The sequence below is a fragment of the Pseudomonas sp. LTJR-52 genome (assembly GCF_003691465.1).
GTDB classification, from domain to species: domain Bacteria; phylum Pseudomonadota; class Gammaproteobacteria; order Pseudomonadales; family Pseudomonadaceae; genus Chryseomonas; species Chryseomonas luteola.
The window spans coordinates 3,022,292-3,042,390 of sequence record NZ_CP033105.1; the positions used below are offsets into that span (position 1 = coordinate 3,022,292).

Annotated in this window: 22 protein-coding genes; 9 read left to right on the top strand and 13 right to left on the bottom strand. The window is 53.8% G+C overall.

The annotated features are described in order from the left end of the window. Positions 1-43 precede the first annotated feature (43 nt). The 4 genes from EAW52_RS14130 (at position 44) to EAW52_RS14145 (ending at position 3,612) form a co-directional block, all read left to right on the top strand. Entirely contained in the window at positions 44-1,366 is a 1,323-nt protein-coding gene (locus tag EAW52_RS14130; protein ID WP_019365420.1) for a TRZ/ATZ family hydrolase, read from the top strand. Between the two features lie 89 nt (positions 1,367-1,455). After that, the gene (ubiG, locus tag EAW52_RS14135; protein WP_122042982.1) at positions 1,456-2,154 is read left to right on the top strand and encodes a bifunctional 2-polyprenyl-6-hydroxyphenol methylase/3-demethylubiquinol 3-O-methyltransferase UbiG; all 699 of its coding nucleotides are present in this window, start codon (positions 1,456-1,458) and stop codon (positions 2,152-2,154) included. A gap of 4 nt (positions 2,155-2,158) precedes the next feature. Then, on the top strand, positions 2,159-2,830 hold the full coding sequence (gene mupP / locus EAW52_RS14140; protein WP_122042983.1) for an N-acetylmuramic acid 6-phosphate phosphatase MupP: 672 nt from the start codon (positions 2,159-2,161) through the stop codon (positions 2,828-2,830). Between the two features lie 38 nt (positions 2,831-2,868). Then, positions 2,869-3,612, top strand: coding sequence for a YciK family oxidoreductase (locus EAW52_RS14145; RefSeq protein ID WP_019365419.1), 744 nt, complete (start codon positions 2,869-2,871; stop codon positions 3,610-3,612). 57 nt (positions 3,613-3,669) lie between these two features. Here the strand turns inward: EAW52_RS14145 and EAW52_RS14150 are convergent, their stop codons facing one another. From EAW52_RS14150 to selD, 3 genes are all read right to left on the bottom strand, one after another. Further along, a complete protein-coding gene (locus EAW52_RS14150) occupies positions 3,670-3,951 on the bottom strand; it encodes a hypothetical protein (protein WP_010797849.1) in 282 nt (93 codons plus the stop codon). A gap of 64 nt (positions 3,952-4,015) precedes the next feature. Further along, positions 4,016-5,107, bottom strand: coding sequence for a tRNA 2-selenouridine(34) synthase MnmH (gene mnmH / locus EAW52_RS14155; RefSeq protein WP_122042984.1), 1,092 nt, complete (start codon positions 5,105-5,107; stop codon positions 4,016-4,018). Then, positions 5,107-6,141 carry a selenide, water dikinase SelD gene (gene selD / locus EAW52_RS14160; RefSeq protein WP_019365417.1) on the bottom strand — a complete coding sequence of 345 codons (1,035 nt, stop codon included), beginning with the start codon at positions 6,139-6,141 and terminating at the stop codon, positions 5,107-5,109. The genes mnmH and selD overlap by 1 nt, the downstream gene beginning before the upstream one ends. A 540-nt stretch (positions 6,142-6,681) precedes the next feature. Between selD and EAW52_RS14165 the strand changes: the two genes are divergently transcribed. Next, entirely contained in the window at positions 6,682-7,887 is a 1,206-nt protein-coding gene (locus EAW52_RS14165; protein WP_122042985.1) for an MFS transporter, read from the top strand. A gap of 45 nt (positions 7,888-7,932) precedes the next feature. On the opposite strand, the gene EAW52_RS14170 is transcribed toward EAW52_RS14165, so the two are convergent. The 7 genes from EAW52_RS14170 to EAW52_RS14200 form a co-directional block, all read right to left on the bottom strand. Further along, positions 7,933-8,985 (bottom strand): AI-2E family transporter, encoded by a 1,053-nt coding sequence (locus EAW52_RS14170; RefSeq protein ID WP_122044813.1) that lies wholly within the window; start codon positions 8,983-8,985, stop codon positions 7,933-7,935. Positions 8,986-9,149: 164 nt separating this feature from the next. Further along, positions 9,150-9,950 (bottom strand): DUF4892 domain-containing protein, encoded by an 801-nt coding sequence (locus EAW52_RS14175; RefSeq protein ID WP_122042986.1) that lies wholly within the window; start codon positions 9,948-9,950, stop codon positions 9,150-9,152. Positions 9,951-10,198: 248 nt separating this feature from the next. Beyond that, positions 10,199-11,065, bottom strand: a complete 867-nt coding sequence (locus tag EAW52_RS14180) for an alpha/beta fold hydrolase (RefSeq protein ID WP_122042987.1) — start codon at positions 11,063-11,065, stop codon at positions 10,199-10,201. Between the two features lie 159 nt (positions 11,066-11,224). Then, positions 11,225-11,662 carry a hotdog fold thioesterase gene (locus EAW52_RS14185; protein ID WP_122042988.1) on the bottom strand — a complete coding sequence of 146 codons (438 nt, stop codon included), beginning with the start codon at positions 11,660-11,662 and terminating at the stop codon, positions 11,225-11,227. A 96-nt stretch (positions 11,663-11,758) separates the two neighbouring features. After that, positions 11,759-12,214 carry a phosphohistidine phosphatase SixA gene (gene sixA / locus EAW52_RS14190; protein WP_122042989.1) on the bottom strand — a complete coding sequence of 152 codons (456 nt, stop codon included), beginning with the start codon at positions 12,212-12,214 and terminating at the stop codon, positions 11,759-11,761. After that, positions 12,211-12,504, bottom strand: a complete 294-nt coding sequence (locus EAW52_RS14195) for a DUF4389 domain-containing protein (protein ID WP_122042990.1) — start codon at positions 12,502-12,504, stop codon at positions 12,211-12,213. The genes sixA and EAW52_RS14195 overlap by 4 nt, the downstream gene beginning before the upstream one ends. A gap of 8 nt (positions 12,505-12,512) precedes the next feature. After that, positions 12,513-13,541, bottom strand: coding sequence for an NAD(P)H-dependent glycerol-3-phosphate dehydrogenase (locus EAW52_RS14200; protein ID WP_122042991.1), 1,029 nt, complete (start codon positions 13,539-13,541; stop codon positions 12,513-12,515). Positions 13,542-13,737: 196 nt separating this feature from the next. Between EAW52_RS14200 and EAW52_RS14205 the strand changes: the two genes are divergently transcribed. The 4 genes from EAW52_RS14205 (at position 13,738) to EAW52_RS14220 (ending at position 19,008) form a co-directional block, all read left to right on the top strand. After that, complete coding sequence (locus EAW52_RS14205; protein ID WP_122042992.1) at positions 13,738-15,621, top strand: ATP-binding protein; 1,884 nt, start codon at positions 13,738-13,740, stop codon at positions 15,619-15,621. A gap of 180 nt (positions 15,622-15,801) precedes the next feature. Further along, the gene (gene fabA / locus EAW52_RS14210) at positions 15,802-16,317 is read left to right on the top strand and encodes a 3-hydroxyacyl-[acyl-carrier-protein] dehydratase FabA (RefSeq protein ID WP_122042993.1); all 516 of its coding nucleotides are present in this window, start codon (positions 15,802-15,804) and stop codon (positions 16,315-16,317) included. Positions 16,318-16,329: 12 nt separating this feature from the next. Further along, positions 16,330-17,547 carry a beta-ketoacyl-ACP synthase I gene (gene fabB / locus EAW52_RS14215; RefSeq protein WP_122042994.1) on the top strand — a complete coding sequence of 406 codons (1,218 nt, stop codon included), beginning with the start codon at positions 16,330-16,332 and terminating at the stop codon, positions 17,545-17,547. Between the two features lie 225 nt (positions 17,548-17,772). Further along, complete coding sequence (locus EAW52_RS14220; RefSeq protein WP_010797835.1) at positions 17,773-19,008, top strand: sugar MFS transporter; 1,236 nt, start codon at positions 17,773-17,775, stop codon at positions 19,006-19,008. 108 nt (positions 19,009-19,116) lie between these two features. Here EAW52_RS14220 and ccoM read toward each other — a convergent pair whose 3' ends face one another. The 3 genes from ccoM to EAW52_RS14225 form a co-directional block, all read right to left on the bottom strand. Further along, positions 19,117-19,224, bottom strand: coding sequence for a cytochrome c oxidase subunit CcoM (gene ccoM / locus EAW52_RS26660; protein ID WP_019365407.1), 108 nt, complete (start codon positions 19,222-19,224; stop codon positions 19,117-19,119). 100 nt (positions 19,225-19,324) lie between these two features. Continuing rightward, positions 19,325-19,483, bottom strand: a complete 159-nt coding sequence (locus tag EAW52_RS25970) for a hypothetical protein (RefSeq protein WP_162997644.1) — start codon at positions 19,481-19,483, stop codon at positions 19,325-19,327. Continuing rightward, positions 19,480-20,061 (bottom strand): alpha-ketoglutarate-dependent dioxygenase AlkB, encoded by a 582-nt coding sequence (locus EAW52_RS14225; RefSeq protein ID WP_122042995.1) that lies wholly within the window; start codon positions 20,059-20,061, stop codon positions 19,480-19,482. The genes EAW52_RS25970 and EAW52_RS14225 overlap by 4 nt, the downstream gene beginning before the upstream one ends. Positions 20,062-20,099: the final 38 nt, after the last annotated feature.

The following is a 20,099-nucleotide window of genomic DNA, read 5'->3' on the forward strand; positions in this document are numbered from 1 at the left end:
CGCCAGTTATACTTTCATTTATTTACTTTCAGGAAGCCCTTCCATGCCCGGTGTCGTGCCCCTTGACCTGCTTCTTTTCCCCACCTGGATCGTTCCGGTGGAACCGGCCGGGGTGGTACTGACTGACTACGCTATCGGCATCAAGGATGGGCAAATCGCCGTATTGGCACCCCGCTCTGATCTGCGACGCTATCAGGCGGCCGAGTCAGTCGAACTTCCCGGCATGCTACTGAGTCCGGGCCTCATCAATATGCACGGCCATGCTGCGATGACACTGTTTCGTGGCCTTGCGGATGACCTTCCGCTCATGACTTGGCTACAGGAGCATATCTGGCCCGCTGAAGCCAAATGGGTAAGCGAGGATTTTGTCCGCGACGGCACCCGATTGGCCATCGCAGAGCAAATCAAAGGCGGCATAACCTGCTTTTCGGATATGTACTTTTTTCCGCAGGTAGCGTGTGAGGCCATCCACGAGTCAGGTATGCGGGCGCAAGTCACCCTGCCGATCATGAACTTTCCTGTACCAGGGGCAAGGACTGCAGATGAGGCGATACGCCGGGGACTTGAGCTTTTTGATGACCTGAAGCTCCATGAGCGCATCAAGGTCGCTTTTGGGCCTCACGCCCCCTACACCGTCAGCGATGACAAGCTGGCCAATGTCCTGATGTTGGCCGATCAACTTGACGCATGCATCCACATGCATGTGCATGAAACGGCTGGCGAGGTGCAGGAGGCAATCGAAAAGACAGGGGAACGTCCGCTTGCTCGCCTGCGCAGGCTAGGACTTTTAGGCCCCCGCTTCCAGTCTGTCCACATGACCCAGATCGACGAGGAAGACCTGGAAAATCTGGTTGAGACCAACACTCATGTAATCCACTGCCCTGAGTCTAATCTCAAGCTAGCCAGCGGTTTCTGCCCGGTAGAAACGCTTTGGCAGGCAGGCGTGAACGTCGCGATAGGTACGGACGGGGCAGCCAGCAACAATGACCTGGATCTGTTGGGCGAAACCCGTACCGCCGCTCTCCTGGCCAAGGCCGTAGCCGGCTCCGCAACAGCACTGGATGCACACAGAGCCTTGCGTATGGCCACGCTCAATGGGGCACGCGCCCTGGGCCTTGAGCGCTGCCTGGGCTCCCTTGAGGTGGGTAAGGCCGCTGACATGGTCGCTTTCGATATGAGCGGATTGGCTCAGCAACCCATTTATGACCCAGTGTCTCAACTGATTTATGCCAGCAACCGTGATTGTGTGAAGCATGTCTGGGTGGGTGGTCGCCCCCTGTTAAAGGACGGCAAGCTGACCCGCCTGGATGAACAAGAACTTATCGAGAACGCTCGCACCTGGGGCCAAAAGATAGCCGCTCGCTAACGACTGGCTGCGCCAGTGGTGCGTTCATCTAGCAAATGCCAAATCACAAGCGCATTTGCACAACGAATTTAGAGAATGGAGTGTAAGGGATGTCCAACGTCGATAATGCCGAGATTGCCAAATTCGAAGCCCTGGCCTCGCGGTGGTGGGACAGAGAGAGTGAATTCAAGCCGCTTCATGATATCAATCCGTTGCGCGTCAATTGGATTGACCAACACGCCAACCTCGCCGGCAAAAAAGTACTCGACGTAGGCTGCGGCGGCGGCATCCTGAGCGAAGCCATGGCAGTACGGGGCGCGGACGTCACAGGAATCGACATGGGCGAAGCGCCGCTTTCAGTTGCACAGCTTCACCAACTGGAATCAGGTGTGCCCGTCAGCTACCGCCGCATTACCGCTGAGGAGCTGGCAGCTGAAGCGCCCGGCGCTTACGATGTCGTCACATGCATGGAAATGCTTGAGCATGTCCCAGATCCGGCATCTGTGATTCAAGCATGCTGGACACTAGTCAAACCTGGCGGCCATGTCTTTTTCTCTACGATTAACCGCAACCCCAAATCCTATCTATTTGCCATTGTGGGCGCCGAATATGTCTTGCGTCTGCTGCCGCGCGGCACTCATGACTTCCGCAAGTTTATTCGTCCATCCGAATTAGGCGCTTGGTGCCGAAACGCCGGCCTACACGTACGCGATGTCATCGGTATGACTTACAACCCGATTACCAAGGTCTACAAGTTGGGCAATGATGTCGACGTAAACTACATGCTGCGCACCATCCGCGAGGAGTAATAGGATGCGAATAAAAGCAGTACTGTTCGATATGGACGGCACATTGCTCGACACGGCACCTGACTTTATCGCCGTGATCCAGTCCATGCGCGCTGATCGAGGCTTGCCAGCCGTCGATGAGAAAACTGTCCGGGACGTCGTATCGGGTGGCGCGCGAGCCATGGTAGCCAGCGCGTTCGAAGTAGATCCCTTGAGCGATGAGTTTGACCCACTACGATTGGACTTTCTTGACCGCTATCAGGATCACTGCGCCATCCACTCTCACCTATTCGAGGGCATGGAAGAATTGTTGGCGGACCTGGAACGGGCTCGTCTGACTTGGGGCGTAGTCACCAACAAGCCCGTCCGTTATGCAGAGCCCATCATGCAGGCACTTGGCCTTGCTAAACGTTCAGCCGTTCTGGTCTGCCCTGACCATGTCACCTACAGCAAACCTGATCCAGAGCCCGTGTTGTTAGCGTGTAAACAAATCAATGTCGAGCCGCAAGCCGTCATTTTTGTCGGTGACGATCGTCGAGATATCGAATCGGGGCGCGCAGCGGGCACCAAAACAGCGGCCGTGCGATATGGCTATATCCATCCAGAGGACAATCCTGCTCACTGGGGCGCCGATCTGGTAGTAGATCACCCGCTTGAGCTGCGTGACGCCTTGGACCGCGCCATTTGCGGCTGTTAAAACAGTAGGGCCGCTCAAGCGAGCGGCTGGGAGTCAAGATGTTTGAATACAAGGCCCGCCCAGACCTTCTCAAAAATCGAATCATCCTTGTAACAGGTGCCGGACGAGGCATTGGCCGGGCAGCGGCAAAAACCTATGCTGCCCATGGCGCAACCATCCTGCTCTTGGGTAAGACAGAAGAGAACCTCAACGAGGTCTACGATGAAATCGAAGCTGCTGGCCATCCACAAGCGGTAGTCGTTCCTTTTGACCTTGAAGCCGCACGGCCTGAGCAGTTCGAAGAGCTGGCTGCCATGGTAGAGACGGAGTTTGGTCGACTTGATGGTCTTTTGCACAATGCAGGCATTCTAGGCCCTCGCGCCTCCGTTGAGCAGACCAGCGGAGAAGCCTTCATGCAGGTTATGCAAGTCAACGTCAACGCAGTCTTCATGCTAACGCGTGCGCTACTGCCATTACTCAGACAATCGAACGATGCCTCGATCATTTTCACCTCCAGCAGTGTGGGGCGAAAAGGACGTGCCTATTGGGGAGCATACGCCGTTTCTAAATTTGCCAACGAAGGCCTTATGCAGGTGGTTGCCGATGAAATGGATGGCACTGCGGCCGTACGGGCAAACAGTATCAATCCCGGCGGAACCCGAACCGACATGCGTGCTCTCGCTTACCCTGCTGAAAACCCTGCACGCAACCCAACACCCCAGGAGATCATGCCTGTCTACCTCTATTTGATGGGACCAGACAGCGCACACGTCAATGGGCAAGCGTTCAACGCTCAAGGCTAGATAGAGGAAAGGGAAGCTAGAAAGGATGAACATGTGAGATGTTCATCCTTGGATCAATCAACGACCAGCGCGTGATTCGCGAATATAGAAGCGCGCCTTTTGAGCATTCTGAACGCAGCCGTTATAGGCCTCTACCTGCTGCTGAGTCTTGGCGGTTGAAATCAAGCCCAGCGCCTTGGAATAGCTGACCGTACCTGCAAACCCTTCGGTTTTAGCTATATCCAGTTCTTTCCATGCAGCGTTCACCTCTGCCGCACAACTGTCTCGGTTGACCGTTTTGGCCGCACATCCAGCAAGTACCAGCGCCGCGACAGGCATCATTGCAAGCCAGCGATTCATGATTTGACTCCTTCAATGGATAAGTAAATCCGGCGCATTAAAGACCTCGTTTTAACTAGCCTGTTCAACGGCTTGCCTTGAGATAACTCACGACCGACTGCTGATCTCCAGCAAAGAGGATGCGCCCTGACTTATTCTCGCGTTGATAGGCATACATAGGGTCGTAATATTCACTTAGCAACGCTCGAATCCATTCACGATGCTGCCCTATATCGCCACTGACCTTCTGCACCGCGAGTGCTTCATTCATGATCTCCGCTAGCCGTTGATAGCGCTCGCCGCCCAGTCTTTTGGCAATATTGGAAAGACTCTTACAAAGCTGTTCAGCAAACAAATCGAATCCGCTGTCGCCATGCTCACGATTGAACTCGGCTGCCAGATCAGTCACGTAGTCCTTTAGTATTCGCTCAACACGCCCCTCCAGGGTGTCTTCCAGCCATACCATGGGAAAATGCTGCATGGCCTGGTGCAACTCAAAAGGCAAGGAGCACCGCCCAATCAACCGAGACTCATCTTCCAGCACAAAACGATCCTGCCCCTTTGCACGACGCCTCAACAGGTCAATGGCCAAACTGTTTTCAAAATCGATTTGTGATGGCTGTACGGTAGCGCGCTTACCAAAACTTGAGCCGCGATGATTGGCATGCCCTTCCAGATCAACACTATCGTCGAGCTGAGCGATGACTTCTGTTTTGCCAGTTCCAGTCATACCGCCCACCAATACAAAGCGGCATTCCTCAACAGACTGAAGCAGTGTTTCCATGAGAAACGTACGCATGGCCTTATAGCCGCCGGCTACACGTGGATAGGCAATACCTGCCTCACTAAGCAGCCATTGCTGAGTAATTTGCGACCGCAGGCCACCCCTGAAGCAGTACAGATAGCCCTCCGGATTGGCCTCGGCAAACTCGGCCCACGCCTGTACCCGCGCTTCCTTCAACTTGCCGGAAACCAGGGAGTGTCCAAGCTCCAGAGCAGCCTGCTGCCCCTTCAGCTTGTAACAGGTACCCACCTTTTGCCGCTCGATGTCATTCATCAACGGCCGGTTGGTTGCGCCCGGAAAAGCGCCCTTGGAAAACTCGACGGGTGCGCGCACATCCATTAGCGGCACACCAGAAAGAAAGAGGGAGCGGTAGTCCCGAGCGTCATCGCGCATCAATACACCTCAACCGCATGCCGCTGTCGATCAACCATTTCGCCAATAGGCTGAAGTGACAGGCCTAACTCTCGAGCGACCGACATGAATTCTGACTCGCCCTGCGGCTCGACCGCGATTAACAGCCCGCCACTGGTCTGGGGATCGCACAAAAGCAATTTCTGCTGCTCGGATAGCGATGCAATACGGTCACCGTAGCTATCGAAGTTGCGTAAGGTGCCACCAGGCACACACCCCCACTCCAGATACTGCTCAACCATAGGCAAACGTGGAACTGCGTTATATTCGACCCGGGCAGTCAAGCCGCTGCCGTCAGCCATTTCCACTAGATGTCCCAGTAACCCAAAGCCCGTTACATCTGTCATTGCGGTGACGGCAGCCAACTTGCCAAAGCGACTACCCGGCTTGTTCAGTTGACACATCCAATCGCGTGCGACACCCATGTCTCCCACACGCAATTTTGATTTTTTTTCAGCGGTAGTCAGAATGCCGATGCCCAGAGGCTTGGTGAGGAACAACTTGCAGCCTAACGAAGCCGTGTCGTTTCGCTTCATGTTTCGCTTTTCGACGACACCTGTTACTGCCAGACCAAAAATAGGTTCAGGCGCATCGATAGAGTGCCCACCAGCCAACGGGATGCCCGCCTCGTCACAAACCTTACGGCCACCTGCCACCACTTCCCGTGCAACCTCAGGCGGAAGCACGTTGACAGGCCAGCCCAGAATTGCAATTGCCATCAAAGGATCGCCACCCATGGCATAGATATCGCTAATGGCGTTGGTCGCCGCGATACGACCGAAATCAAAGGGATCATCCACAATGGGCATGAAAAAGTCAGTTGTGGAAACCACACCTCGCTCAGCATCAAGGGCATATACCGCTGCATCATCCCTCGAGGCATTTCCCACCCAAAGATTCGGGTCCAGATGCTGGGCACCACTGCCGGCCAGAATGATTTCCAATACCTTAGGCGAAATCTTGCAACCACAGCCGGCTCCATGGCTGTATTGGGTAAGGCGAATCGGCTCGGACATAAGTACTCCGCTGAAGGCTAAGAATTTCATACGCGCGAGGCGCGCTTATAGGTCCGTATTCTAACAAAGCCTGGATAAGGTTAGGCTTGCTTGGTGAGTGAACCAGACTAAATAGCCAGCATACGCCTGCTATATGCCTGATTCGAGGCTCGTATGGAGCCACGGATGGAACTTGCCAGCTATTTACAAGGACAAAATGTCGCGAAAAAACATTGTATAAACGCCTTAAAGTACCTGGCATGAACGTTTTTAATCCACAAAAGCTGTGGATAAGTTCGTGGAAAAGATGGTGGAAATCACCGCAACGCCAGTAGCCACGCCACCTTTAACTAAACTGTCGTTTTTTTAGGCAATCCATAAATTCTGTGCCTTTTCAGTCATTTATAATTTTAGAGTATAGCTTTACTACGCATTACAACCCCTTGACATTACGCCCAATGGCGTTTTAGTCGGGTGTGTATATCTCGCTACCCCAACTACAAAAATGTCCTGCCGATTGTTTGAGGTAGGATGAGCATGTTTATACATTTGGATTACTTAATGTCTGCCCCATCAACCCACACCTCATCTGTACCCGCACGTGCGTGGTTACTCCTGCTGGGACTCTTTCTTGTCGCACTTAATTTAAGGCCCGCCTTATCAAGTCTTTCCCCTCTGCTTCGTCAGATCGAGGCCTCGACCGGGTTGTCCAGCTCAGCAGCTGGGCTACTGACTACAGCACCCGTCCTGTGCCTGGGACTTTTTGCGCCATTGGCGCCTCGCCTCTCCCGATGGCTGGGCAGCGAAAGAACCGTGCTGGTGATACTGCTTACACTGGCAGGCGGTATTGTCTTACGTAGTCTGTTACCCCCTGCCGGCCTGTTTATAGGCAGTCTTGTTGCAGGTGCCAGCATTGGAGTCATAGGCGTTCTATTACCCGGCATTATCAAGCGGGACTTTCCAAAGCAGGCAGGCATGCTCATGGGCGCCTATACCATGGCGCTATGCCTGGGTGCCGCCCTCGCCGCCGGTGCAACAGCCCCACTGGAGCATATGTTCAACGACCGCTGGCAACCGGCCTTGGCTTTCTGGGCAACGCCAGCGATCCTGGCAGCAATCGCCTGGTTGCCGCAAACCCGCGCTAATCATCATGCGAACAGCCAGAAATGGCAGGTGGTAGGCTTATGGCAGGATAAGCTGGCCTGGCAGGTTACCCTTTATATGGGGCTTCAATCATCGCTCGCCTATATTGTTTTTGGATGGCTACCCTCCATCCTGATTGATCGAGGTCTCAGCGCTGTAGAGGCAGGACTCATGCTGTCCATTTCAGTCCTACTTCAATTACTAACCGCGCTTATCACGCCCTGGCTGGCTACTCGAGGCAAGGACCAGCGCCTGGCCATCATCCTGGTGCTGAGCATGACGCTAACCGGTCTTCTTGGCTGCCTGTACGGATCCCTTGGCAGTCTATGGTTCTGGGCTTGCATTCTAGGCCTGGGCCAAGGCGGAACCTTCAGTATAGCCTTGGCCTTGATCGTACTTCGTTCGCCTGATGCGCATATTGCAGCTCGCCTGTCAGGAATGTCCCAAGGCGTAGGCTATACATTGGCAGCCATGGGTCCCCTGCTGGTAGGCGTGATCCATGACATGAGCAGCGGCTGGAGCAGTGTGGGCATCCTGTTTATAGGAATCGCCATTTCAGCCGCGTTATTTGGCCTGCTTGCAGGACGCAACCTGCATGTAAACGCCAAGAGCCTTCCGCTATAACTGGCTTGAGTGGGGTAAAACGTCTTGTTTGCCCCACTCGTTTGGTTATGGCTTTGGGACCTGATCTGCAGCGCCTGCCATCCAGTCACGAATCAGATTGTAGGCAACGGCCAAAAGAATAGGTCCCAGAAACAATCCCATAAAACCAAACGCCAGCAGGCCGCCAAAGACACCAAGCAATACGACTACTAATGGCAGGTCCCCTCCCCGACTAATCAAATACGGCTTGAGAATATTATCTACACCGCTAATGACAAAGAGCCCCCAAAGTCCCATGAATATGGCGTATCCATATTCCTGCTGGAGCACCAGCCAGATCGTTGAAGGTATCCAGACCAGCGGAGGCCCCACAGGGATCAAGCTCAATGCAAAGGTCAACAACGCCAATCCTAACGCGCCGGGCACCCCAGCGATCATTAGGCCTATCATCGCCAAGACACCTTGAGCCGCCGCCGTTCCTAGAATTCCATTAACGACCCGATGCACTGTGCCGCCGACCAGTTGCATATAATGGCCGGCTTGAGCACCAATCAGCCTGACGAGCAGCTTTTCAACCAAGGTAGCCAGCCGAGGTCCGTCACGGTAGAAGAAAAACACTAGGACAAGACTTAGCGCCAGCTCTAAAAAGCCGCCACCTACGCGCGCACTTCGCGCCAGAAGCCAATTCCCCATCTGCCCCAGATAGGGCTTCAAGCTGTCAAAATAGGCAGTACCTCGCGCATCCAGGGTTTGCCATAGACTGGCCAGCCGGTCGCCAACAAAAGGCAACCGCACTACCCACTCTGGCACAGGCGGCAAACCGCCCACTTGGATGCTGCGAACTAACTCCATCGTTCCACGCACATGATCAGCAAGTCCGATACCGACCCATACAAGCGGCAATGCCACCAACAATATCCAACCGATCGTAAGAATCGCAGCGGCCACCGTATTACGGCCGTTCAGCCTGCGGGTCAAGCCCCGCATCAGAGGCCAACTGGCGTAAGCCAGTACCGCAGCCCAAAATAGGGCCGACATGAATGGCAGCAACACCCATAGACAGGCACCAAGGAGTGACAGGAGAAGTATGCGGACGAGCAGGCGATCGTGCTCATACATGGGCGGAGGTAATTGGGGAGACTGACCAGCAGGAAGCCGCATATAAATTCCTAAGATGACAATCGAATCACTGTCCTGCTTAAGCGGCTCCATCCGCCGGATAGGCAAGCGATAGTGTCAGAGCTTAACGCCCCGGCAGATACCTGTCGTTACCGCTAGATGGATTATGGCTGCAGATAGAGCCCAGGCTCACGATTCGGGTCAGCCTCAAGCCGGGCCGCTCGTATACGCTTGGCCAGCAACGCTTTCTCCCACTTGCCCGCTTGCGGCCCACCAATGATCACTCGGGTACCTGTGTCCAGATTAAGGCACTGCCCTACCAGGTCCAGCCAAATATCGTCTGGTGGATCGGCTAACGCAGGAAGATGTAACTCACCATCTTGCCGCAATTGACGAAGCAATGTTGCAGGACTTGCTACCAGCTTGCCCAAAGGTGTGGAAGCCTCGAGCTGTTCCACGTGCAGATAACCCCTTCGATTACCCCGAGTGATCGCGTAAAGCGCCAGCAATGTCTCGTCTTGTGGTGGAGCGAGACGCAATAGAAGATACGACTGCTGCTCGTCCGGCCCATACAACTGCGATTTGCCAAAAATAGCATTGGCAAACACATTACTGGAGCCACAATCGCGCCCTTCACACCACGATAACGGTATCGCAGACTGCTTCTGCAATGTACTTCTAGCCTCATTGAGTGCCGCAATAGGGTCATGTCCACGGGGCAACTCATAAGTCAGCGTGACGAGCTTACCCTCTGCTTGGACGTCTCCCTCCAGGCGCAACTTGCCCCCTATACGACTTACAGCGCCCTGTGGGTACATTTTCTCGACAGACCCAGCCTCACGATAATCAATAATTTCGGCATGGGCAGGTCGCGCCAGCACTGGAAGATCGACACTGCCTGGCATATCTGCCGCAACAGCAGCACACGTCATGAATCCCAGACCAAGCGCAAAAAAAAGTCGCATATATATTAGTGAATCACCCTGAATTAATTTAAAGACCCATAAATAATAGCGGGGACATGTTTACCTGGAGTGGCGTGTTATACCGGCACGCGCTTTTTCCTGCCTGAGGACTGACAGGCGAATCTGACAGAGCGAATACACGTTCAAAAACCACCCAAAGGCTGCATCCTTTAGAGGCATGGCTCCCTGTGACTTGATCGCTATTGATCCTTTATGCATAACAAGCCTTATCAATACCCGTATTCGAGTCAAGCTGCAGAGAAAAAGCGATTGAAACAATCTGCTACTGCCCTTGCGCCAATCTCATTATCCAGATGCAAGTGATGCCCCCCAGCCAAACGGGTAACTTCATAGCAAGCAAGCTCCTGTAGAAGTCCATCGATACCGGGAATATTGACGAGCAGCCCCTTGTCAGCCACAACGAGACTCGCGGGGCACTGCACTTTTTTAATGAACGCCAAGGCCTGCTCATGCGTCAGCCTTAATGTGGTCGGCAAGGTTAAACGAGCATCGGAGCGCCAGGTATACCCTCTTGGAATAGGCATCAACCCTCGCTCTGCCAGTAGTTCCGCAGCCTCCATACTGACCGATCCCACACCTTTGAGCCTGGCTTGAGCGGCCTGCTGAACAGTCTCATAAACCGGCTTGCGCTTATTGGGCAAATTAAGCTGAGCACGCAAGGCATTACCTAGTTTTTCAGGCGCCTCATCCGGCTCTGTCGTGTACGGTAGCAGCCCGTCGATTAACGCCAGACGCTCGACACGTTCCGGCAATGCCGCTGCGAAAAGCACTGAAATAATGGCCCCGAGTGAGTGCCCCAGTAACGAGAAGCGCTCCCACCCTAGCTGCTCTGCTGCCATCAAGACGTCCTGCACGTAGTCTTGCAACAGGTAGCCAACACCAGCCGGGCGATGAGCGGATAAACCATGCCCCGGCAGGTCGACTGCAACAATGCGCAACCCCTCCAGATAAGGGGCCAATCGCGAGAACGTCATGGCATTATCTAACCAGCCATGCAAAGCCAGCACTGGCCGCCCATCTTCAGGGCCGAATAAACGAGCCGCAAGCTCAAGGTGGGGTAAGTTAAGGCGCAACTCCTGTACATGGGCAGTCATGTCTAGTTCTCATAATTGATTTTCAGATCAGACAATAAAGCAAGCAGAAGGGCTTCGTAGAGCAATGGCGTTCATGCTCGGTGAACCAGTAAATGCTCTAGATATAAAGAGGCGCAAGACCAACACCTAATAACCGGAAGGGCTGGTCCAGGCGCGGCATCAGGACGAAATGCGGTTTTTGGGGATGACAGCTACCGTTAAACGCGAAATACAGGTTGCACGCCCCGCTTCATCTGACAATCGGATATCCCATACATGAGTACTTCGACCTAGATGGACAGGCTTTGCCACAGCGGTCACCCGTCCACGTCTAACAGCGCGCAAATGATTGGCATTGACCTCAAGCCCCACGCAGGTGTACTGGCTCCTGTCGATACAGAGCAGACTGGCAATGGAGCCGACGGTTTCTGCCAAGACAACAGAAGCCCCTCCATGAAGCAACCCAAACGGCTGGTGGGTACGCTCATCTACCGCCATGCTTGCAGTGAGCGAATCTTCATCATAAGCCTCAAAATGAATATCCACGCGCTCGCAAATAGTGTTTTGCAAACTCTCATCCAGCGCAGCGAGGTCCGGCTCGGTGAACCAGATACTCATACCAGGTACTCCGCATAGACCCGTAAAGACACACCTAATGCATCAATTAACATAACGACCTCTTTTTTGTTAGAAATTATGGAATCGTCGAATCAGTCAAGGATGGAAAAGCTCAACCAGCTCCATGGCACCTGCAATGCGCATTTCCCCTTCAAGCGTAGCCAGTGAGCCTGTAGCCATACTCAGTGGCTGCTGTAGGTTTCCATGAACCAGAAGACCAGCCAGGTAGCTGACAAAGGGATTATGGGTGGCTAACAGGATATTACTGCCGGAAAGATCATCCAGAAGATCAATAGCCTTGATCACGTCATCATCAGGCGTTATCCAGGGCAAAGTGACAATGGACTCTTTGTGCCCTAGAACACCCCTGACCAGCTCGGCTGTCTGCTGGGCTCGGACGTATGGACTGGCATAAATCACATCGATTCTTTGCCCTAATAGCCGCTCTGCACTGCGCCTGACCTCAGTACGCCCTCTATCCGTCAACGGCCTGAACTCATCGCCCTCTGAACGCGGCTCCGCCTCACCATGCCTTAACAACCAGAGCGTCATGGCTGCTTCTCTTGCATAGAGGAAGCGGTATCGGGCCAGTCAGCAAGAGGCCATGGCTTTTCTTCTGTAGCAAAGGTTCCGAAACGAACAATCTGCGCCAGATAGCAGGACAAACTCGAACCAAATTCACTTAGGGCGCCACTTGGTGTGCCTTTGACGAGGCGATAGCCCAGCTGAGCAATTACCACGCCTGCAAAAATGTACTGCGACACTAACCATACAAGCAGGAAAATCACCATCCAGATAAGACGCAACGCGAGGCTTTCGCGTTCATGAGTGTCTGCTGACATATTCTCTCCTAAGTTTCGGAGCCTATCGGCAAATAGAAATCGACATCGGTTTTCGGCTCCCCACGCATCAACGCAGCAATAACCTGATCCAGCGTGCGGGACTCGAACAGTACCGCATACAGGCCTTGCACCAGCGGCATATAGACGCCGAGTTCATCGGCTTTTTCCTTGAGAACACGCAAGGTGTTAACTCCTTCCGCCGTCTCCCCCATTCGAACAACTGCCGCTTCAAGCGTAAGGCCCTCACCCAGCGCGTGCCCTACCTGATAGTTGCGGCTCTTGGGCGAAGAACAGGTGACGATAAGATCGCCTACTCCGGCCAAACCCATGAATGTAATGGGATTGGCACCCTGCTGTACGGCGAAACGAGTCATCTCGGCAAGCGCGCGGGTAATCAGCATGCTGCGAGTGTTTTCACCCATATTCAGCGCAGCTGCCAGCCCCGCCATGATGGCATATACGTTCTTCAAGGCTCCGGCCAGCTCTACTCCCAGCCGGTCACGGCTGGCATAGACCCTGAAGGTACGCCCATGAAGAACAGCCTGCACCTGCTGGCAGAGCGCATCATCTTCACTGGCAATAACGGTAGCCGTCAGTGCGTGCTCTGCAATCTCTCGCGCCAGGTTAGGTCCTGAAATCACACCAATTCTCGCTTTCGGGGCGATCTCCTCAAGAATCTGGCTCATCAGCTTGAAGGTATGCGCTTCAATTCCTTTGGTGAGGCTGACCAACGCCTTACCAGCCAGGCGATCGGCTACCGGGGCAAGCACATTACGTAACGCACTGGAGGGCAGCGCGACAAAGACAATGTCACACCCTGCCAGAGAGGCATCAAGATCACATCCCGGCTCGACAGATTGATAAACCTTTATGCCCTTTAGATACCGCGGATTCTCACGAACTTGACGAATAGCTTCAGCCTGCTCAGGATCGCGCATCCAGAGCTTTACAGGATGACCATTCTCCGCCAGCAGATTGGCCAGGGCTGTTCCGAAACTGCCTCCGCCCAAGACTGCTATAGGTTGCTTTACACTCATCGGGTTATCCATTTATGCCGCAATGTGCGACGGTATCCACATTATACGAAGCCCCTATTTAACATTTCGCTCTCTTTTATTGAACCATGTGTAATTACCGTATCCTTCTTCCTAAAGGTGGACGCTAACACCATAACGGCCAGAATGGCCTATTGTAGTAAGAGCATCGAGCTCAAGGCTCACGGAGAACGCTCTATTGGACAAGCGACGCGGCTGGGGCATACGTACCCGTACTTTAGCCATCAGCCTGGGACCTGCCCTGATTATTACACTGGTACTGACGGGCTATTTCACATACGCCCGCCTTCAGGATCTGCATCACGAACTCAGTCACACAGGTCAGCTGATTGCAATTCAGTTGGCATCTGCCAGTGAATACGGGGTCTCGACCGACAACCTGCCGATGCTACGCAACCTCCTGGAGGCCACACTGGCGACCCGCTACGTTCGCTTTATCGAAATCCGCGATCGTCAGGAGCGCATCATCATGTATGCGCATAATCCGCCCCCCAATGCGCAATCGGCTTCACAGGTAGAGATATTTCACGCAAGCATCAGCCGCTCGGGCACACCCAATTCGAATGGGTCCCTTGGCCGTGTTGCCGTTGGCGTGACCAACGAAGCCTTCCATGAGCGCCAACAGGCTATTTTGACCAAGGCAGGCGCACTGGCCTTACTGGCACTTGGGCTTACCTTCTTGCTGGCCTGGCGCCTGGCCAAGCGCCTTTCCGCGCCGCTAAGCGACATGGGTCGTACCGTGAATGCCATTCGCGCAGGCGACTACCACAGCCGTCTTCCGGTACCAGACAACTCCGAAATGGGCGTATTGGCGCATCTGATCAATGATCTTGCCCAAGCCCTGCAGCGGGCCAGTGAAGAGCAACAGCGCAGCATTGATCAGCTGGTTGCGGCACGTGAAGAGGCCGAGCAGGCCAACCGCGCCAAATCAGACTTCCTCGCCATGATGAGTCATGAGCTTCGTACACCACTCAATGGCGTACTGGGCATGTTGCAGCTCCTTGAAACCACAGAGCAATCCCGCGAGCAAAGTGAATACACCAGCCTTGCTACCGAATCCACAGAGCATTTGCTGAAAGTCATCAACGATGTTTTGGATTTCTCACGCATCGAGCGTGGTGCGCTGGAGCTGGAAAGCATTCCATTCAATCTGGCCGACCTGATTACAGCTTCGGTGCAGGTTTTTCAGCACAGTGCAACACAACGTGGTCTGCAGCTGACGCTTGAAGGCGCCGAAAGTCTGGAGCGACTGGAGGTTACCGGAGACCCGACGCGCCTGAGACAGATCCTGGTGAATCTAGTGGGCAATGCACTCAAATTTACCGAGAGCGGCTCAATCGAGGTTAAATGCTACTGCCAACCTCTGGATGAGCGCCTGCTCTGGCTCACCTGCTCGGTACACGATAGCGGCATAGGTATTTCGGCAGAACGTCTAGAGCGCATGTTTGATGCCTTCCAGCAGGCTGACCCAACCATCAGCCGCCGTTACGGAGGTACCGGGCTTGGCCTGTCCATCGCACGTACACTGGCGGAACGGATGGGTGGATCGCTTCATGCCATAAGCCAGGAAAGCCAGGGATCAACCTTTACGCTCGAATTGCCGCTTCCCTTCCGACACGTCCAGCAGACAGAGCGCAACCAGTCTCCTCTTCAGGAGGTTCAGGTCAATGGACTGAACGTCTTGCTGGTTGAGGATAACCCGGTCAATCAGACAGTTATCGAAGCCATGTTACGCAGCCTGGGGTATCATATTACTATCGCAGGGGATGGAGCCCAGGCGGTAAGTCTGGCCGAGCAGCAGTCTTTCAGTGCAATTCTCATGGACTGTCGCTTACCGGTGCTGGATGGCTATCAGGCTACTCGCCTGATCCGCCAACAGCCTGGACCTATGGTTCCCATCATTGCACTGACGGCCAATGCGCTGCAGGGGGACCGGGAAAATTGTCTGGCTGCCGGAATGAATGATTATCTGGCAAAACCCTTCAAGCGAGCTGATCTTCAGCAGATGCTGCAACGCTGGATTAGCCAGCCCGAGCGGTCTCGAGGAGCAACGTCCTTGTAATCGGATATGCATCACTATTGGAGTATTTGATCTCCAACGTGCACAATTCGTCTTTCGCGAGGTTTTACCGCCTCGCTGTGACTTTCAAAATGGCTTGGCTGTCTATGTGGTGGCTGTCCAATAGCGAGAGCGACACTATAATCGCCGACATTGATCACCAGGCCAGCTACAGGAGCTTGCATGACCAAACAACACGCCTTCACCCACGAAGACTTGCTGCGCTGCAGCCGTGGCGAGCTATTCGGCCCGGGTAATGCGCAACTGCCCGCCCCGAACATGCTGATGATCGATCGGATCAGTCATATCAGCGATGTAGGCGGCAAGTACGGTAAGGGTGAACTGGTCGCCGAGCTGGATATCAATCCAGATCTCTGGTTCTTTAAATGCCATTTCGAAGGTGACCCGGTAATGCCAGGCTGCCTGGGCTTGGATGCCATGTGGCAATTGGTAGGTTTCTATCTTGGCTGGCAGGGAAATCCTGGCCGCGGCCGTGCGCTGGGCTCAGGAGAGGTCAAGTTTTTTGGCCAGGTACTGCCCACTGCCAAGAAAGTAACCTACAACATACATATCAAGCGCACCATTACACGTTCGCTAATTCTAGCCATTGCAGATGGTACGGTTAGCGTTGATGGTCGCGAGATTTACTCGGCCGAAGGTCTTCGTGTCGGCCTATTCACTTCAACAGAAAGTTTCTAAGGGTCCTTCCGCATGCGTCGCGTCGTGATCACCGGCTTGGGCATTGTTTCTTGCCTCGGCAATGACAAAGACACCGTTTCCGCCAACCTGCGCGCAGGTCGTCCCGGCATTCGTTTCAATCCGGAATATGCCGAAATGGGGCTTCGCAGCCAAGTGTCCGGGTCCATCGACCTGAACCTGGAAGAGCTGATCGACCGCAAGGTCAAGCGCTTCGTGGGTGATGCAGCCGCCTATGCCTACCTGGCAATGGAACAGGCTGTCAAAGACTCAGGCTTGACCGAAGAGCAGGTTTCAAACCCACGTACCGGCCTGATTGCCGGCTCTGGGGGCGCCTCTACGTTCAACCAGATGGAAGCGCTGGATATCCTGCGCGAAAAAGGCGTCAAGCGTGTCGGCCCCTACCGGGTTACTCGTACTATGAGCAGCACGGTATCGGCTTGCCTTGCAACGCCTTTCAAAATTAAAGGCCTGAACTATTCCGTGGCATCGGCCTGCGCAACCAGTGCGCACTGCATTGGCCTGGCGATGGAGCAGATTCAACTGGGCAAGCAGGACGTCGTGTTTGCCGGTGGCGGTGAAGAGGAACATTGGTCCCAGTCCTTCCTGTTCGACGCCATGGGCGCCCTTTCTAGCCAGTACAACGAAACCCCTGAAAAAGCTTCCCGCGCGTACGATGCCAATCGTGATGGCTTTGTCATCGCTGGCGGCGGCGGTATGGTCGTAGTCGAGGAACTCGAGCATGCCCTTGCTCGTGGTGCCAAGATTTATGCAGAAATCGTAGGCTACGGTGCAACATCCGATGGCTATGACATGGTTGCGCCGAGCGGTGAAGGCGCTGCGCGCTGCATGCGCCAGGCGATGTCTACAGTGGACGCCCCGATTGACTACCTGAATACCCACGGCACCTCCACCCCGGTGGGTGATGTTGCGGAGATCAAGGCGGTACGGGAAGTCTTTGGTGACAAGGCCCCGGCCATCAGCTCTACAAAGAGCCTGTCAGGTCACTCCTTGGGCGCCGCTGGTGTTCATGAGGCGATCTACTGCATGTTGATGATGGAGGGTAACTTCATCGCTGGCTCAGCCAATATCGATGAGCTCGACTCTCAGGTAGCAGACTTGCCCATTCTTCGTGAGACTCAGGAGAATGCCAAGCTCGACGTCGTCATGAGCAACAGCTTTGGCTTTGGTGGAACCAACGCCACGCTGATTCTCAAGCGCTGGAATAGCTGATCCAGCGCCGCGTGCAACATCCTAAAACCCGCACACCGTGCGGGTTTTTTTACAACCAAAACATGACTTTAGACGAACTTTTTAAAAATTTAACCTCTCGCTGAATCGATTTCTGCACGGTTCATAACTATTATTCCGCGCGGATTGAACCGAAACGGATTGGATCAATCATATGCGAGCTTTAAACGGGCGTTTATTTGAGTCGCCTACCCCTTTGGAGAGAAGATGAATAATTCCAACGAAGTTCCAAATTACAGAGGCCCCCTGTCGGTACTGACAGTACTGTTCTTCATGTGGGGATTGATTACCTCGCTGAATGATATTCTGGTTCCTCACCTCAAGGCTGTCTTCACGCTGAGCTACGTTCAAGCCTCGCTGATTCAGTTCTGTTTCTTTACTGCCTACTTCATCGTCTCGTTCCCGGCAGGTCGCCTGGTTGAGGGGCTTGGCTACAAGAAGGGAATTATCTTCGGTTTATGTACAGCTGCTGTTGGCTGTTTGCTGTTTTATCCAGCTGCCGGAGCGCACTCCTACGCCTTCTTCCTACTGGCCTTATTCGTACTAGCGGGCGGTATCACTGTCCTACAGGTGGCAGCCAACCCCTACGTTACTGTTCTTGGTAAGCCGGAAACCGCTGCAAGCCGTCTGACGCTGACTCAGGCCTTCAATTCCCTGGGCACAACCGTAGGCCCGCTGATTGGCGCCGTAACCATTCTGGCACTGGTCGAGCACAGCACAGATGCCTCTTCGGTACAGATGCCCTACCTGATTCTGGCCGGTATGCTTCTGGCAATTGCCGTGATCATTGGCTTTATCAAATTGCCGCAAATCAAGGGCGGTAATGACGAAGTTCAGACCCAGCAGAACAGCGCTCCTCAGCACGAAGCCAAAAGCATCTGGCAGTACAAGCACCTTCTTCTCGGTGTTATCGGTATTTTCATGTATGTAGGCTCCGAGGTATCGATCGGCACCTACCTGATCAGCCTGATGGAAAGCCCTGACGTGGCAGGCCTCTCGAGTGATGTAGCTGGACGCTACCTGGCTCTGTACTGGGGTGGCGCGATGGTAGGCCGCTTTGTCGGTGGTGTGATCATGGCACGCGTCAGACCTAACTATGTGCTGGCCTTCAACAGCGTTGCAAACGTCGTATTGCTTGCGATTGCCATGGCAGTCAGTGGTAAGGCAGCAATGTGGGCTCTGCTTTGCATTGGTCTGTTCAACTCCATTATGTTCCCCACCATCTTCTCCCTGGCTCTAGACGGCCTAGGCAAGTTCACCAGTAAGGGCTCTGGCCTGCTGTGCATGGGCATCGTTGGCGGCGCACTGGTTCCGTTTATCCAGGCTATGTTTGCTGACTCTATCGGCCTGCTAATGTCGTTCTTTGTTCCGATGCTGGGCTATGTCTACATTCTCTTCTACGGTTTGAAAGGCTATCGCACCAAACCTGTAGTTGCTCACTAAACACAAAAGGCTGGCTTTTTAGCCAGCCTTTTTCTAATCCCTGAAAATAAAGCAAAAAAAAGGCGACCGAAGTCGCCCAAGTGCCTTGCGTGCCCTTTGTACAGAAGGTCAGCGTTTATGCATATCCTTCCAGACAATGAAACCTACAACCGCAACAAACAGCGAAATCGAAGCCAACGCGCCGATACCCATTGTGATGACATCATCGATAAACATGGTGATGATCTCTGCGGCCAAGCAATGGGTATACGTTAAACGAGAGACAGCTTCGGATTATTGACCTCAGTCAATGGTTGGGTAGGTAGGTAACTGACACTCAACGTTTCTTGGGCTTTGACTTGCCTTTCTTTTTGGGCTTCGCCAATGGCAGAGCCTGTTCGAACGCCTGCCGCATCTCATTCAGCCGTTTTTCATTCAAATCATGGACGCGCTTGCTTCGCTCGGAAGTAAAATCAATCAGGTTGTTATCGCTCACGTTCGTATCCAACGAAAAGTAAGATTGAGTCGAGAAGACATGGACCGTTTTGTACGGGCAATTTGATGCTGCCAATAATGCTGGGTAGCACCTCGCATAACCAGAAGCGAGCCGTGCGTTAGCTCTATGGAATGCTCGATACGTTGCACACCGCGACGACGCAGATCAAAACGTCGCGCCTCTCCCAGGCTTAACGAAGCAATTGTAGGGTTTCGGCCCAGCACAGCCTCGTTATCACTATGCCAACCCATGGCATCTTGGCCGTTACGATAATAGTTGATCAACACCCCATTGAATGGGTGTTCACAAAACCGACTCACTCGACCACGAATATCGCCAAGAAGCTCCGTCCAAGGCAAAGAAGGATGCGCAAGACTGGAATATCCATAACTGATTCCAGGATCACCATACCAAGCAACGAGCCTGGGGGTTGGATAGCTCTTGCCGTAAACCTGCACCTGCGGCTGCTCCCATGGCGTTTGTTTAATCAGCTCCGCCATCCAGTCGTCAGCTTCCTGAGAAACAACCCAAGACTCATAGAGCGTCACATCGGCATTCGCCAAACCTGTCTGAGTCATGGCCTCCCTTCTCCTTCCCGAGAGGGCTTGCGGCCGAC